This window comes from Paenibacillus sp. FSL R5-0341 (assembly GCF_037975235.1).
Taxonomy (GTDB): Bacteria; Bacillota; Bacilli; order Paenibacillales; family Paenibacillaceae; genus Paenibacillus; species Paenibacillus amylolyticus_A.
Genome location: NZ_CP150241.1, coordinates 5,619,702 through 5,634,690 on the forward strand (window position 1 = coordinate 5,619,702; position 14,989 = coordinate 5,634,690).

Sequence of the window (14,989 nt, forward strand, 5' to 3'; positions counted from 1 at the left end):
ACCATCCGACTTCTATTAGGTACAACGACATATTATACGTTTGAATATTAACCATTTCACTTACTCTTGAAGCGTCCCCATGCAACGAAATACCTACAATACAAAAAATCTTTCCTTACCTCTCGCGAGGATGGAAAGATTTAGTTATACCTATGTGGCAGACGAGTTAACCACGTCGAATGAAGCTTCACTTCTAGCTACAAGTTATAGGGAGTGTGCACCCTTCATCTGGGAAGCCAGTTCCGACATCTTTTTATTGTTCAAAAAACTTTCCATCTCTTCTTCCGCCTGCACCATCACCTGTTGGATCAAGCAACCTGCGTTATGATTCTGGGAACATTCAAACAGAGACGCCTGACCTTCAATCGCATGAATAATCTCCAGGAAGGAAGGGTCCGGATTTTTACGACTAAGACGATAGCCACCATTGGCGCCAGAAGTAGATTCGATCATACCCGCCTTAACCAATTTGGTCAGTATTTTGGACAGATAGGTTGGTGATACCTTCTGCAGTTCTGCAAGTTGATGTACACTAACCAGCTGTTCAGGGGCAGTGCTTACAAGATGAAGCATCGTATGCAAAGCATAATTTGTTGCTTTTGAATATTTCATGAGGGCACCTCATTATACACGGATTTAATTTATCCATAATAGACTTGATTAAGCTCTCTGTCAAACCATTACTCTTTAAGCGCTGGCAACATCGAAAGGATACCGGTTAATTATGATACAATCCGCGATAATCCGTAGGTGTCATCCCCTCATGGGCCATGAACTGGCGGTTAAAATAACTGGCATTGGGATACCCCGCTTCCTCCGCAATCTGTCCGATATTGGCCGCAGGCCGTTCCAGCAGCCATTGCTTTGCCATCTGTAGCCGTGAACGAGTAATAAATTCCATGGGCGTCATCTCCACAGCACTCTTGAACATTTTGCAAAAGTAATATGAACTCACACCTGCGAGATCCGCCCAGTCCTGTAACAGGAAAGGTTGGCAGGCCTCCTGTTGCATCTGTGGAAGCAGCGCAAGAACCCGACTCTCCGCCTTACTTGTGGTGCGTGTGCTCTTTAAAGGTACCGCATGCTGCACGAACTCGGCGAGTACAGCATAAGTCAGTGTGGATAGCTGAGCAGGACGCAGCATGGTGTTCTGTTCCGCTTCAGTCAACAAAGCCAGATGAGCCTCTTCCCATGAGCTACGCTGCCGTAGCGTCCACAGCAGATTGCGATGCAACCCCCGCTCGATCATATAATCATGCAGACGTTCACCGTAAAAATGAACCCATCTCACATCCCACGGGTCATCTTCACTACTATAATAATGCTGTCGCTGTTGCGGGAAATAAAGCACGGCTTGACCTGCGCGAAGCTCATGCACCACCCCGTCCACTTCCACGTATCCCTTGCCTGCAGCGACATAGTGAATATTAAAATTGTTTAGTACGCCTGCCTCCCGTAATACGGAATGCTGGGGATGTTCCATATAATGTCCAACCGATTCCGGATAACAAAAATATGGAATATCCTGCAGGGTTAGCAATACCGTTTGTCTCATCATAACGACTTCTCCTTGATCAACAATATTGTGTTAACTAACTTCAATATATTATCATTTTAATTCGATCATCTATTCCTTATAATCACAATATACATTTATACACAGGAGGATACAACACATGAATTCAGTTCAAAAATTGCGTTGGGGAATTCTTGGTAGCGCTAGCATTGCTGTGGAATCCGTCATTCCAGGCTTGCAGCAATCCGAGTTGAATGAAGTCACCGCGATCGCTAGTCGGGACGAAGATAAAGCCAAACAGACGGCCGATCAACTCGGGATCGACAAGGCCTATGGCAGTTATGAAGCTTTGCTCGCAGATGATTCCATCGATGCCGTATATATCCCGCTACCGAATCATTTGCATCGGGAATGGACGATCCGGGCTGCTGAGGCAGGCAAACATATTTTGTGCGAAAAACCACTGGCTCTGACTGAGCAGGAAGCTAAGGAGATGGTTCAAGCTTGTGCAGATGCAGGTGTGCAGCTGGCTGAAGCCTTCATGTACCGCCATCATCCACGTTACGATCAGATCAGGGATATCATCGCCAGCGGTGAGATCGGTGAGATCCGCGGTATTCACAGTACATTTTCGTTCAATAACTCCAATGCATCCGGCAATGTCCGCTTTCGGCGGGATTGGGGCGGCGGTGCACTGTATGATATCGGATGTTATTCCATCAGCGTAGCACGTCTGCTGCTTGGTCAAGAGCCAAGTGCTGCCACTGTTATCGGCATGTTCTCCCCGCAGCATGATCAGGTCGATATGATGGCATCCGGATTGCTGGAATTCGATAATCACGTTGGCGTGACGTTTGACAGCAGCATGTGGGCAGCCTTCCGCAACACACTGGAAGTACTGGGGTCCGAGGGCATTATTGAAGTCCCTTCCGCATTTGTCAGCGAGCAAGATAACAGTTCGAACTTCTATGTAACAGCTGGCGGTGAACGCAGAGAGATTGAGGTCCCGCAAGTGAACCACTACTCTCTGCAGGGAGATGATATGGCACGTGCTGTACTTCTGGGCAAGGATCTGCGCTTCGCCCCTTCCGATGCAGTAGCTAATATGAAAGTATTGGAAGCTTGCCTTCGTTCAGCGGAACAACGTACACGAATTACACTATAATCGAGAGGATGAACTGACTTATGGAATATATCGAAATTGCTGGTGCAGGTAAACCCGTCTCCAGACTGATTAAAGGAACCGATTATTTCGTGCATAATGCCTACGATAAAGCAGCTACGAATATGGATGCTTTTCTGTCGATCGGCGGTAACACCGTCGATACAGCGCATATTTATTGTGATGGCGAAAGTGAAGAAGTCCTTGGTCGTTATATGAAAGAACGCGGTAACCGCGACCAGATTGTCATTCTCACCAAAGGTGCGCATCATGACCAGAACGGACCACGCGTTAACGCTGATGCCATCCGTAGTGATTTGCTGGAAAGTCTGGAGCGTCTTCAGACAGATCACGTAGAGATGTATGCTTTGCACCGGGATGATCCCAATACCCCTGTCAGTGTTATTCTTGAAGCACTGAACGAACATATTGATTCCGGCAAAATCGGCGCGATCGGCGCCTCCAACTGGACCTGGCAACGGCTAGAGGAAGCCAATGCGTACGCTGCGGCGAATGGCCTGAAAGGTTTTACCTTCAGCAGTCCGAATCTCAGTCTCGCCAAAGCAAACGAACCTTTCTGGGAAGGTTGTGTGTCAGCAGATGCAGAGACGCTGGCATGGCATGAGCAAACCAAGCTACCATTGCTGTCCTGGTCCTCCCAAGCACGTGGTTTCTTCACTGGACGATTTACACCTGAAGTTCGAGATAACGCCGATCTGGTGCGTGTATTCTATAGTGATGGCAACTGGGAACGTTTGCGCCGGGCTGAACAATTGGCGAATTCGAAGAAAACAACACCAATCCAGATTGCACTCGCTTATGTATTGAATCAGACGTTCCCAACCTGTGCGCTGATCGGTGCTCAGAATCAGGCAGAACTACTCTCCTGTGATGAAGGTTCCCGTATCACGCTGACTCCTGCTGAAATCGCATGGTTGGATCTGGGCAGTAATGTGCCAGCTGGCATCTAAAAAAGTTAATCATTCTATCATTACATCTAATGACTCCATGGGGCTGATATTCCGCGATAGCGCGAGTTGTCAGCCCTTTTCTGTTCTGCACAAGCGATCAAATGCTCTACCCCTGCACAAATTACCGAATATACTGTTCACTTTCCTATCACTTGCCTGGGTACAAATACAGAAGGACTTACCCCAGAACACATCTCTGAAGGTAAGTCCCTTATATCATAGATTAAGACATATAGAATGTTAGAATTTGCACTGTCATTCGGTTGGATTACAGCTTAATGATCTGACCTGTTTTCTCGGATTCGAATGCTGCCAGGATCACTTGCAGGGAACGCAAACCCTCTTCCCCGGAAATCGCTGGAGGTGTTTGAGTCACAATCGACTCTACAAAAGCGTCAATTACGCCACTCGGCACTTGTTTCTCGTTGGTAGCCATGGCACCGACTTTGTATGTCTCAACTGTACCATTGGTCAGCTCAACAATAACTTCATCGCCTTCGACTGTTCCGATCTTCATAACACCATTCTCACACCACAGAACTGTACTATTGTCTCCGGCTCTGTATTGTGTCCAGCTCGCTACCAGCGTTCCGATCGCTCCGCTCTTCATACGAAGCAAGCAAGTCGCGTTATCGTCAACCTTAGTACCTTCTTTGTGCAGTGTGCTGATGAAACCAGCTACTTCAGATACTTCATCGTTCAGCAAGTAACGGATGAAGTCTGATTTGTGTACGCCCAGGTCGCCCATAGCGCCCATAATGGCTTCTTCTTTGCGGAAGAACCAGCTTTCAGCTCCGTCCACACTCCATGCTTCCGGACCCGGGTGACCGAAGGATGTACGGAAATTCAGAACTTTTCCGAGTTTACCGGAGTCGAGAATTTCTTTTGCTTTCACGTGAGGAGGCATCAGGCGCTGGTTGTGTCCAACCATCAGATACACACCATTTTTCTTGGCAGCTTCGATCATTTGCTCGCCTTCTTCAGTGGATACTGCCATTGGTTTCTCCACCAATACATGCTTGCCTGCATTTGCAGCAGCAATCGCCATTGGTGCATGCAGATAGTTTGGTGTACACACACTAACGGCATCTACCGTTTCGTTAGCAAGCAATTCTTCGTAACTGGAGTACGCTTTACCGCCGTAAGTCTCGGCCATCTTCTCCGCACGCTCCACGATCGGATCTGCAAAAGCGACAAGTTCTATGTTCTCATTGGCAGCGTACTCTGGAATATGTCTGCGCTCGGCAATGGCTCCACAGCCGAATACAGCAACTTTAATTTTACTCATGTACATAAGTCTCCTTTGACAAATAGATTAGCATTTTTCATGGTTCGATGGTCCATTAGAATTGGTTCAGGTAGTTTTCTTTCAACCAGTTGTAGCTATTGGATACGCTCTCAAGTGGAGGATTCTGACATACGTCTTGTTCCACGATCAACCACTCCACACCTGCATTCGTAGCGCCTTCAATAACAGCTGGCAGGTCAACCGAACCTTGTCCCAGTTCCAGTGTTTTCATCTGGCCCTGTTCGTCTTTGCTGAAGTCCTTCAGATGAAGCAGCGGCAAGCGACCCGCATATTTATTAATATACTCGATCGGATTTTGTCCCGCAAATTGTACCCAACATACGTCCATTTCCACTTTTACCGCTTCCGGTGATGTTTGAGCGAACATGGCATCAAACGCATTGGCATCGCCAACCTGGCCGTGGAATTCAAAGTCATGGTTATGGTAACCAAAGATCAATCCTTGCTTCGCTGCTTCAGCTCCATATTGTTGTAACTCAGCGAATAGCTTGGTCCAACCTTCTGCATTCTCAGGACGATCTTCTGGCATCAGGTAAGGGCAAATGATATATTGTGCACCAATTGTTTTCAGGTAATCGATCTGTTTTTGCAAGTCTTCGCGCATCGCATGGAGTGAAACGTGGCTGCTGAATCCTTTCAGTCCAAGTTCATCTAGTAGCGCTTTCATTTCCTCAGCTGGAATATCGCCATATCCGGCAAACTCCACGCCTTCATATCCAAGGGCCGCTACCTTACGCAACGTACCACGAAAATCTGCTGCAGTTTCATCACGGAGTGTAAACAATTGCAAACCAATATTAAGTTTTTTCATGTAGGATACACCTCTGTTCTCAAATTTGCTTTCATTGCTCTATCTGGTATCATCCTAACGCAAAACAGGCTAGAATGAACATATACAATATAGTCAGAACATGAACTATCTGATCAAATTTTATTTCCATCATTTTGCATCTATAGAATGTAGCCCATTTGAATGCATGCAGGATGAACATATTGGGGGATTTCATCTTTGGATACGTTAGAGACATCTGTGCTGATCTGTGACTACTCATATCACTATAAAGCGTTCACTCATAATATGAAGGGCGAGCTGCAAACCTATCTGTTTCGTCTGCAGACCGAAGGCTCGTGCAAAGTGTATGTACAGGATAAAGAATTCAGGATGACCAGCGGGGATTTATTGCTGCTCAAGCCTGGTGACGATTACCATCTCGTGGTCGATGAACCACATAAGGAAGGACGTTTGTCCAGCGGAGATTATTATCTGTTCTGTGAAGGCAGCTGGATCGAGAACTGGTGGAAACGGCAGCATCGATCTACCGTGAGCCGGATAGGACTCGATGATAAGTTGATCAGCCTATGGCGAAATATGCTTCTAGAGAAGCGTCGCGGACCTCTTGAGGAAAATGCGGAGCTAAAGGATGCGTTACTGCGCGGATTATGTCTTTATATCGACCGGGCAATCACCGAGAATATTCAGACGGATCGGGCAATTTCCTCTGCGTTGAAGTTAAAACGTTTTATCGAGGAGCATGCCACGGTTACCTTTAAACTTGAAGAAGCGGCACGTTATGCCGGACTCAGCCTGTCACGTGCCGTGCGTTTATTTAAGGAGCATTACAATCAGACTATGATTCAATACGCGATTGAGATTCGTCTGAATGCGGCGTTGGAACGCATGAAATACAGTGAAATGACACTGGAGCATATTGCGGAATCTTGCGGTTTTGCAAGCTATTCCTATTTCCACCGGGTATTCCGGGCGCACTTCGGTGTGTCCCCCGCGGAGTATCTCAAATCCAGACAACATGAGCCTATCGATGATCTGGAGCATGTATGACCTGCAGTTTCAGATTAGAAACCCATGACCTTAAAGAGGTTCATGGGTTTATCCATTAAATTCACATCAATCATACTGGAGCGATACATATGCTAACCCACCCGCGCAAAGTCCTCATCATCGAGGATGAACCGGATATTTCGCGTATCCTGCGAGATTATCTAACCAAAAATCAATATGAAGCCGCCGTGGCAGCCACTGGTCAAGACGGGCTTCAGATTATGGAGCTTATTCAACCGGACTACATTATTCTAGACATTATGCTTCCAGATATGGACGGAATTGAGGTGTGCCGTGAAATCCGACGACGCAATAATATCCCCATCCTTATTCTGAGCGCTAGAGGCAGCGATACCGATAAGGTACTTGGCCTTGGCTTTGGAGCAGACGATTATATGACCAAGCCCTTCTCGCTGAGCGAACTGTTAGCACGAATCAATGCCCACTTTAGACGTTACGACAGCATGACATCGGATCAGGACAGAACAGATCTACTGCGTCTTGGAAACCTTATGATTGATAAAAAAGCCTATAAAGTTACATTGAACGGATTAGAAGTTTCTCTGTCCGCCAAAGAATTCGAATTACTTCATTATCTGGCAAGCCATAAGAATCAGGTGTTCTCCAAAGCCCAGTTGCTTGACGCCATCTGGGGATATGCAACCTACGGCGATGAAAATACCGTAACCGTATACATTCGCAGACTGCGTGAAAAAATCGAGGCAGATGCCTCGCATCCGACCGTTCTGAAGACGGTATGGGGTGTCGGTTACAAATTCAATTACGAATAAGTGAGATTGGAGGCTCCCACATGTCATTGAACAGCTGGTCCAAACGCTGGTTGTTAACAACACTTGGCCTTCTGATTATTATAGTTTTAAGTATCCTTGCGCTGGCGATAATGCTATTTCAAAATCGAAATTCTGAACAATCCAACCTGTCCATAAATCAGGTTCGCCTCACGATCAATCCAACTCTGCTCGCTTTGGAGCAAAATCATCAGTATCTCAATGAACAAAATATTCATGAAGATATACGTTCCATCGCCAGAGAAAGTGGGGTTCTACTTACCTATGTGGACCTGGATGGAACAGTGATCATGTCCTCCGCCCCAGGCTCTGAAGGAACTCAAGTTAACCTGCGTTCATCCCTTCATTATGATCTGCATCATGCCGCGCAGGCTACGGACGGTAACCAATTACTTGATATTGCGTTTCCCGTGATGGACGGACCCGTGGGAAGTCAGATCGGCAATGCCATCTTTTCCATCCCCCAAGCTATGGTTACGGTTCAGAAACCGATGACTGTTCCGATGATATGGATTAGCGTACTCTTGCTCCTGTCACTGATCCTGAGTTTATTTCTATTCTGGATGAAACGAAAACTGGATAAGCACCTGCTCTCTCCCATCCATCAATTGAAGCTTCATGCGGAATCCATCCTCAAAGGTAATTATGAAGAAAAGATTCAGTACAACCAGATCAATGAATTGAGCGAAGTGTTTGCCATGTTTGACCTGATGCGCACAGAAATCAAGCATATGAACGACCTGCGTATCCAGCAGGAACAAGCACAAAAAGAACTCATCACCAATATATCTCATGATATTAAAACACCGATTACCACGATAAAAGCATACATAGAAGCTATTGAGGAAGGACTATGCAACGATCAGGAAACGCTAATGGAATATATGAGAGTCATGCGTACCCATACGGATAAAACAGCCCGGCTTGTGGAGGATCTGCTGGTTCATGCACTTCAGGAACTGGGGCAAATTTCGGTGGAACCCCTTGAAAAGTACAGTGGTCCTGTACTTGACGCTATGTTGAAACCTATTGAACATGTAATACTCACAAGAGGTCTAGTCTATGACGGGCCCAAGTCCAACCACATTCCCAATGTGTTAATCGCTATCGACCCTATCCGAATTGAACAAGTCATCTCCAATCTTGTCGCCAATGCCCTCAAACATACAGCTCAGGGAGATACGATACGTATAGACACGGAACTGGAATCTGGGCATTTGAAAGTGACCATCACCGACTCGGGTCAGGGCATACGTGTACAGGACATGCCGTTTGTTTTCCAACGTTATTTCAAAGGCCAGGCTAGTCATGCAGACCAACATGTTCAGGAAGGTACAGGGCTGGGTCTTTCCATCTGCCAAAGCATTATTGAAGCACACGGAGGCCGTATTTCTTTTACTAGTAAAGAAGGAGAAGGTACGACCTTCCGATTCTATCTGCCGATCTGCTGAGCCCACACTCCAAAGCTATTGTGCGGAGCAGCCTTCCATTTCCGAATTAACTTAGGTGCCTGTAATACTTTATTCATAATTTGATAAGGCTTTCTCAACATCCCTCCTCTAGAATGAATCCTATACTGCACTCGGGAGTGATTCGACTTGTCGAAAAAAGTGATTATCCGTGCACAGAATCTGTGCAAGACGTACAACAGCGGAAGTGAGCAACATCATGCCATCCGTAATGTCGATCTCGATATCTATGAAGGGGAATTCACGGTCATCATGGGTAACTCTGGCTCTGGCAAATCAACCCTCTTATATCTGCTTAGCGGACTGGATCAGATTACAGCTGGTGAAGTTTATTTTCGTGACCAGCGGATCGACGCTTATCGTGAACGGGAAATGTCCGACTTCCGCACGCGCCGAATCGGTTATATTTATCAAAGTATAAATTTGGTCCCGGACCTTTCCATCAAAGAGAACATTGCTTTACCGGGATATATCGCTGGAAACAAAAAGAAAGACATCCAATCAAGGGCTACTGAGCTGATGAATGCCATGGATATTGATGAACAGCGTAACCGCCTCCCCTCTCAGACGTCTGGAGGACAGCAGCAACGAGCAGCCATTGCACGAGCTTTGATCAATTCGCCGGATATCATCTTTGCGGATGAACCGACCGGAAGCTTGAACCTGGAACACGGCACCGCCGTTCTCGATATCCTTACGGATATCCACCGCAAGGGACAGTCTGTTGTTATGGTTACGCATGATATAAAAGCAGCCTGCCGGGCAGACCGCCTAATCTATATTCAGGACGGCAAGATTGGTGGAATCCTTGAGTTCGATACCTATGACGAACATCAAATTCAAGATCGTGAAGCGATCATCTTCGCTTTGGTTACGGGAAAGGAATAACGATGGCGGTCATGTTTAAACTTAGCTTGTCTTATCTGAGTAGGAACAAAATACAAAATACGTTAATTGCGCTGCTCCTGCTACTCTCGACACTTCTGGTATCTACAGCTATTGTCATACTGGCGAATACGGGCAATCAGTTTCAGGAAATGCATACCCGTACCCATGGATCTCATCAGATCCTGACGTTTGAGAAAGGACTGAATGACCCCGAATTTGTACACGACTGGTGGGCTTCCCAAGATGGTGTTGAGGTATCCCCATTGCTAACGTATCGAACATTATCAGGCATCGTTCTTAATGAAACGGACATTCCCAACCTGTATCTGTATATGTTTAATACGCCTTTACCGCCATGGGGTGTAGATGAGCTTATTTTCTCCAGTGGGACGCCCGGAACACTTCCCGAGCAAGGCTCCGTCTGGATTCCAACGTCCATGGCGAGTGCCTACCATATCTCGGTAGGCGATACCATTGGTTTCAAAACCGGCTCAAACACACTCGATCTGAATGTGTCCGGCCTTGTCATCGATGTACCATACGGAGCGCCCTTCTCCAATACTGCGAGGGTATGGATGAATCCTGTCGATTATCAACATGATTTCGCGACACTCGCAGGCAACGAACATCACATGATCGGCATCCACTTCAACGATTACAGCATGAATTCTGTGTATTGGGAACGATACAATCGTGAGACAGGCACTCCGTTTCTTGAATCCAAAATGGAGTTCGAAGCGATCTCCTCTTTCTATCTGATTATTAACCAGGTTATTGGCTTCATTATGATCTTCATGGGTGTTGTCATGCTATCCATCGCTTTGATGACAATCGGGTTCACAATTTCGGATGCTATCCTGGCTAATTACAGAACAATAGGCATTCTCAAATCACTCGGGCTAACTTCCCGGAGAACGATAGGTACCTATGTTATTCAATATGCAATGCTATCCATCGCAGCCATTATCCCAGGAATTACACTCAGCGTATGGATCTCCAGGTGGATCATTAATATATCCGCGTCCTCTCTTCGAGTGAACAATCAGAACATTCCAGTCCAAGGGTTGGACGCGGCCATACTGGCTGGTGTGCTTCTATTTGCTTTAGTGATTTTGTTTACTGTGTTATACGCCAAAAAGGCACGCAGCATCCAACCCGTTCAGGCTATTCGTTATGGTATGTCGGAAACAGATCACAGCCGGATGGCCAGTAGAATGAATTCGCCATGGGCACAACACTGGGTCGGGTTCACACGAATGCCTGTGACCGCGGTCCTCGGACTTCGACATGTTTTCAAAAACACCAAAAGTTCTGTTCTCACACTTTTACTGACCACCATGGCTTCCTCTGTACTGGTCTTAGGATATGTGCTGCTGACCAGTATAATCGGAATTGAACAGACAGCAGCCAAATGGGGATATGACAATGCCAACATCGCAGCAGTCGTAGTGAACAAAAGTAACTTCCCCAAGGCTGAACTAAAGCACGTATTAGCGCAGGATCCGAGGATCAGCAATGTAGGCTGGCAAGGGAACATCACAGGTGTAATTAGCCCGGAATCTTCAACAACAGTAAAGGGCCAATCCATCAGTCTCAACTTGAGTGTAATGGACGGGAGTTACCAGGAGCTTGGATTCGAAACGTTAAAAGGGGATAACCCACAGCACGCAAATGAAATTGCCATTGGTGTAAATGTAGCCAAAACATCAAACAAAGATCTCGGTGATCTCATCGACATCTATATTGAAGGAGAAAAGCGTACATTCCTCATTACAGGCATCTATCAGGCGATCGCCAACATGTCTGTTTCAGGCCGAATCACCATCGATGCCATGAGAAGTGTGAACCGGGGTTATGGTGAATTTGATGCCATATTCATTAATGTGAAGGATCTCGCACTAGCGGATAAGGTTGCCGGGGCGTTGAATGAGCAATTTAAGGATTTTGCTTCAGTAGTTACCCAGAAGACATTGCTTGATTCGGTTTACGCTGAAGCTGCAAACATCCTGATCTATCCGATGAGCCTGATTGGATTGCTGTTCACCATTGTGACGTTCATCATTATTTTCAGTACCTGTCGAATCAATATCCGCAAAGAGAGCAGAACGTACGGGATATACAAATCGCTGGGAATGACATCCCGTCAAATCCGATTATCGCTCACCATGGGAATGGTTGTGCTGTCCGCCATGGGAGCGATACTGGGTATTTTCGTAGGCGTATATGTACTACCTCTTCTGCTCGAAATGGTCCTTTCCAATTATGGTATCGTAGAGCTTCCACTGATTATGAATTGGGGTGGAATGATATTGTTCGCCTGCCTAAGCATCATTGCAGCAGGTCTTGGATCATGGTTTTCTTCCCGAATCATTCGAGAGACATCGCCACGTATGCTGGTTATCGAATAAGGTAATACGATGCCTTAACACAATAAAAAAATCCCTTCCACGCCTCTATAGAATGTGGAAGGGATTTTCATAATGATATGAGCTAACTCCGCCACTTCTTCGCAAGTTCACCAATCTGATGTGGCGTCGTACGGCAACAGCCGCCAATAATTTTCGCGCCCGCAGCAACCCACTGCTCCGAAGCATCACTCATGTTGCCACAGGTCCCCTGTCCACTCCACGTCTTCGTTGCTGCATCGTATACTTCTCCCGAGTTCGGGTAGACAATGACAGGTTTGTCGCTGGCACGGCTGAGAATACCTACGGCTTCCGTCACTACTTCCATTGGAGCACAGTTCAGGCCAATCGCCGCAATCTGCGGCTCGGAGCCAAACGTCTGTGCACATACCTCAAGGGGTGTGCCCTCGCTGATGGTTGTCCCGTCTTTTAAAGAGAAAGATAGCCAGGCATACGCATGAGGAAACTCCTTCAGTAATTCAACCAGCACCTGTGCTTCCTGCAAGGAAGGAATCGTCTCAAACGCCAAAATGTCAGCCCCCGCTTCAATCAGCGCCGCCATACGCGGACGGTGAAATGCAGCAAGTGTCTCATCCGATACGCCATAATGTCCCACATACTCTGAACCATCCGCCAGATAGGCGCCGTACGGCCCAATAGACCCGGCAATAATTGGACGTGAACGAAGACATTCTCCCTCACGATCCCCTGTACGATCTGTTATATGCTCCTCATTCTCCAGCATCTCTGCACGTACCGAAGTAGCTTCTACAAGCTGATCTGTCGGGCTTTCTCTCCCTACTAAACCACTCTGTACTTCTGCCCATACGTCATCTCTCGCCTTTGCAGCCAGCTCCACCGTCTTGCCAATCAGGTCTAACGCTTCCTGCTCTCCAATTCCTCTCTTGCAGAAGCCATCCACCGTCGCCTGATAACTGGATGTAATCGCACAGTCGGCTCCTGCTCGGAAATAATCCGCATGGACCTGAACGATAACATCCGGATTCTCAAGTAATACACGAGCAGACCATAACGGGTCGTCCAGATCACATCCATGCTGTTCGAGTTCCGTTGCCAGCGCTCCATCCAGAATCATGACCGGATGTTCACGAAGGATCTGTTCTATGGGATTAATCTGTTTTGCTTGCGTCATGTACTTGTCCTCTTTTCTTGTTCGCACGTTCTGTCAGATAATAAGCGGCGTAACACACTGCGATAAATGGAACCCCACAATACAGCGCAATTCGCTGTGTCGGGTCAAAAGCAATACCTATGCATGAAGCCAAGCATAATATAAATGAAACAATCGGTACCACGGGGTACAACGGTGTGCGATAAACCAGATCTTTGACCGCATGTCCTTCCCGGATATATTGTCTGCGGAACATGTATTGGGAGGCACTGATGCTCATCCATACCGCAACGACAGCCAGACCTGAAATAGAAACCAGTGTAATATACACGGTACCTGGTGCAATGATGCTCGACAGCAACGCCAGCGCACCACCGACCATACTGATCAGAAGTGCATTCAATGGTACTCCGCGTTTGGTTAATTTGGCAAACCAAGGGGAGATCGTTTTTTTATCAGCCAGAGACCAGAGCATCCGTGAAGATGCATATAGGCCTGAATTGGCAGCAGAGAGAATCGCCGTCAGAATAACAAAGTTCATAATGTCTGCTGCATAGGGTACACCCACCCGCTCCATTACCGCTACAAACGGACTTTCCAGTACACTGGCATCCGACATGGGCAGCAAGGCCGACAAGATAACAATCGTTCCGATGAAGAAAATAACCAAGCGCCACAGCGTCGTATGAATCGCTTTGGGTATCGTCTTTTCCGGATTTTCCGTCTCCCCTGCGGCAATCCCGATTAACTCGGTGCCCGAGAATGCAAAGTTTACTGCAAGCATGGTCATCAATATCGCTGTAGCCCCATGAGGGAACCATCCGGATGCCGTAATATTCGATAGGAATGGAGCCGGTTCAGAGTCTGCCATCGGAATAATGCCGAACATGGCTGCGCCACCGATTAGAATGAAGATTACGATGGTCACTACTTTTACAGAGGAGAACCAGAACTCGGATTCCGCAAACAATTTCACCGTCAATGCATTGAACAGGAAGATCATTAGTGCAAAGAGCGCGCTCCATATCCATACGTTTACCGATGGGAACCAGCGCTGCATCAGCAGTCCGGCGGCTGTAAATTCGGAGCCAAGCGCAACAGTCCAGGTTAACCAGTACAACCAAGCCACTGTGTAGCCGGTTGCTGGTCCGATATATTTAGCTGCATAACTATGAAATGCTCCCGTCTCCGGCATATGAACAGATAGTTCACCCAGACAGAGCATCACCAGATATACGACGATCGCTCCGATCAGGTAGGACAGAATGGTTCCCAGTGGTCCCGCCTGCTGAATCGTATAACCGGAGCTGAGGAATAATCCCGTTCCAATGACTCCTCCGAGAGAGAGCATGACCACATGCCGTGCCTGCATTTTCCGCTGAAAATGCCCTTTGTCGTTGTTGTTCTCCATACCTGCTGCTCCCCTACTTCTTCATCCAGAAAAAACAAAAAAGACCCACTCTTCCTAAAGAGTGCGCCGTTACTGAC

At 47.0% G+C, this 14,989-nt stretch carries 13 protein-coding genes; 7 read left to right on the top strand and 6 right to left on the bottom strand.

Annotated elements, in window-relative coordinates:
* Nucleotides 1–204: 204 nt before the first annotated feature.
* Nucleotides 205–612, bottom strand: a complete 408-nt coding sequence (locus MKX75_RS25315; RefSeq protein ID WP_017692155.1) for an Rrf2 family transcriptional regulator — start codon at nucleotides 610–612, stop codon at nucleotides 205–207.
* A 106-nt stretch (nucleotides 613–718) separates the two neighbouring features.
* Complete coding sequence (locus MKX75_RS25320; RefSeq protein WP_062836372.1) at nucleotides 719–1,558, bottom strand: helix-turn-helix domain-containing protein; 840 nt, start codon at nucleotides 1,556–1,558, stop codon at nucleotides 719–721.
* Between the two features lie 118 nt (nucleotides 1,559–1,676).
* Between MKX75_RS25320 and MKX75_RS25325 the strand changes: the two genes are divergently transcribed.
* Both MKX75_RS25325 and MKX75_RS25330 read left to right on the top strand, forming a co-directional pair.
* On the top strand, nucleotides 1,677–2,681 hold the full coding sequence (locus tag MKX75_RS25325) for a Gfo/Idh/MocA family oxidoreductase (protein WP_076334056.1): 1,005 nt from the start codon (nucleotides 1,677–1,679) through the stop codon (nucleotides 2,679–2,681).
* A 20-nt stretch (nucleotides 2,682–2,701) separates the two neighbouring features.
* The gene (locus MKX75_RS25330; RefSeq protein WP_076334057.1) at nucleotides 2,702–3,649 is read left to right on the top strand and encodes an aldo/keto reductase; all 948 of its coding nucleotides are present in this window, start codon (nucleotides 2,702–2,704) and stop codon (nucleotides 3,647–3,649) included.
* A gap of 268 nt (nucleotides 3,650–3,917) precedes the next feature.
* On the opposite strand, the gene MKX75_RS25335 is transcribed toward MKX75_RS25330, so the two are convergent.
* Together MKX75_RS25335 and MKX75_RS25340 are read right to left on the bottom strand one after the other, a co-directional pair.
* Nucleotides 3,918–4,937, bottom strand: coding sequence for a Gfo/Idh/MocA family oxidoreductase (locus MKX75_RS25335; RefSeq protein ID WP_339167332.1), 1,020 nt, complete (start codon nucleotides 4,935–4,937; stop codon nucleotides 3,918–3,920).
* A 55-nt stretch (nucleotides 4,938–4,992) separates the two neighbouring features.
* A complete protein-coding gene (locus MKX75_RS25340) occupies nucleotides 4,993–5,769 on the bottom strand; it encodes a sugar phosphate isomerase/epimerase (RefSeq protein ID WP_036606781.1) in 777 nt (258 codons plus the stop codon).
* Nucleotides 5,770–5,967: 198 nt separating this feature from the next.
* Between MKX75_RS25340 and MKX75_RS25345 the strand changes: the two genes are divergently transcribed.
* The 5 genes from MKX75_RS25345 to MKX75_RS25365 all read left to right on the top strand — a co-directional run bounded on the left by MKX75_RS25345 (nucleotide 5,968) and on the right by MKX75_RS25365 (nucleotide 12,372).
* Complete coding sequence (locus tag MKX75_RS25345; RefSeq protein ID WP_076334058.1) at nucleotides 5,968–6,798, top strand: AraC family transcriptional regulator; 831 nt, start codon at nucleotides 5,968–5,970, stop codon at nucleotides 6,796–6,798.
* Between the two features lie 89 nt (nucleotides 6,799–6,887).
* A complete protein-coding gene (locus MKX75_RS25350) occupies nucleotides 6,888–7,589 on the top strand; it encodes a response regulator transcription factor (RefSeq protein WP_076334059.1) in 702 nt (233 codons plus the stop codon).
* Nucleotides 7,590–7,609: 20 nt separating this feature from the next.
* Nucleotides 7,610–9,058, top strand: a complete 1,449-nt coding sequence (locus MKX75_RS25355; protein WP_076334060.1) for an ATP-binding protein — start codon at nucleotides 7,610–7,612, stop codon at nucleotides 9,056–9,058.
* 147 nt (nucleotides 9,059–9,205) lie between these two features.
* Nucleotides 9,206–9,964, top strand: a complete 759-nt coding sequence (locus MKX75_RS25360) for an ABC transporter ATP-binding protein (RefSeq protein ID WP_076334061.1) — start codon at nucleotides 9,206–9,208, stop codon at nucleotides 9,962–9,964.
* Between the two features lie 11 nt (nucleotides 9,965–9,975).
* A complete protein-coding gene (locus tag MKX75_RS25365) occupies nucleotides 9,976–12,372 on the top strand; it encodes an FtsX-like permease family protein (RefSeq protein ID WP_254847997.1) in 2,397 nt (798 codons plus the stop codon).
* An 82-nt stretch (nucleotides 12,373–12,454) separates the two neighbouring features.
* Here the strand turns inward: MKX75_RS25365 and mmuM are convergent, their stop codons facing one another.
* Both mmuM and mmuP read right to left on the bottom strand, forming a co-directional pair.
* Nucleotides 12,455–13,522 (bottom strand): homocysteine S-methyltransferase, encoded by a 1,068-nt coding sequence (gene mmuM / locus MKX75_RS25370; protein WP_076334063.1) that lies wholly within the window; start codon nucleotides 13,520–13,522, stop codon nucleotides 12,455–12,457.
* A complete protein-coding gene (mmuP, locus tag MKX75_RS25375; protein ID WP_339167335.1) occupies nucleotides 13,500–14,912 on the bottom strand; it encodes an S-methylmethionine permease in 1,413 nt (470 codons plus the stop codon). Before mmuP ends, mmuM begins: the two co-directional genes overlap by 23 nt.
* Nucleotides 14,913–14,989: the final 77 nt, after the last annotated feature.

Excerpts from the sequence above, each read along its gene's own strand:
- MKX75_RS25315 (WP_017692155.1), bottom strand. The coding sequence starts at position 612 with ATGAAATATTCAAAAGCAACAAATTATGCTTTGCATACGATGCTTCAT.
- MKX75_RS25320 (WP_062836372.1), bottom strand. The coding sequence starts at position 1,558 with ATGATGAGACAAACGGTATTGCTAACCCTGCAGGATATTCCATATTTT.
- MKX75_RS25325 (WP_076334056.1), top strand. The coding sequence starts at position 1,677 with ATGAATTCAGTTCAAAAATTGCGTTGGGGAATTCTTGGTAGCGCTAGC.
- MKX75_RS25330 (WP_076334057.1), top strand. The coding sequence starts at position 2,702 with ATGGAATATATCGAAATTGCTGGTGCAGGTAAACCCGTCTCCAGACTG.
- MKX75_RS25335 (WP_339167332.1), bottom strand. The coding sequence starts at position 4,937 with ATGAGTAAAATTAAAGTTGCTGTATTCGGCTGTGGAGCCATTGCCGAG.
- MKX75_RS25340 (WP_036606781.1), bottom strand. The coding sequence starts at position 5,769 with ATGAAAAAACTTAATATTGGTTTGCAATTGTTTACACTCCGTGATGAA.
- MKX75_RS25350 (WP_076334059.1), top strand. The coding sequence starts at position 6,888 with ATGCTAACCCACCCGCGCAAAGTCCTCATCATCGAGGATGAACCGGAT.
- MKX75_RS25355 (WP_076334060.1), top strand. The coding sequence starts at position 7,610 with ATGTCATTGAACAGCTGGTCCAAACGCTGGTTGTTAACAACACTTGGC.
- MKX75_RS25365 (WP_254847997.1), top strand. The coding sequence starts at position 9,976 with ATGTTTAAACTTAGCTTGTCTTATCTGAGTAGGAACAAAATACAAAAT.
- mmuM (WP_076334063.1), bottom strand. The coding sequence starts at position 13,522 with ATGACGCAAGCAAAACAGATTAATCCCATAGAACAGATCCTTCGTGAA.
- mmuP (WP_339167335.1), bottom strand. The coding sequence starts at position 14,912 with ATGGAGAACAACAACGACAAAGGGCATTTTCAGCGGAAAATGCAGGCA.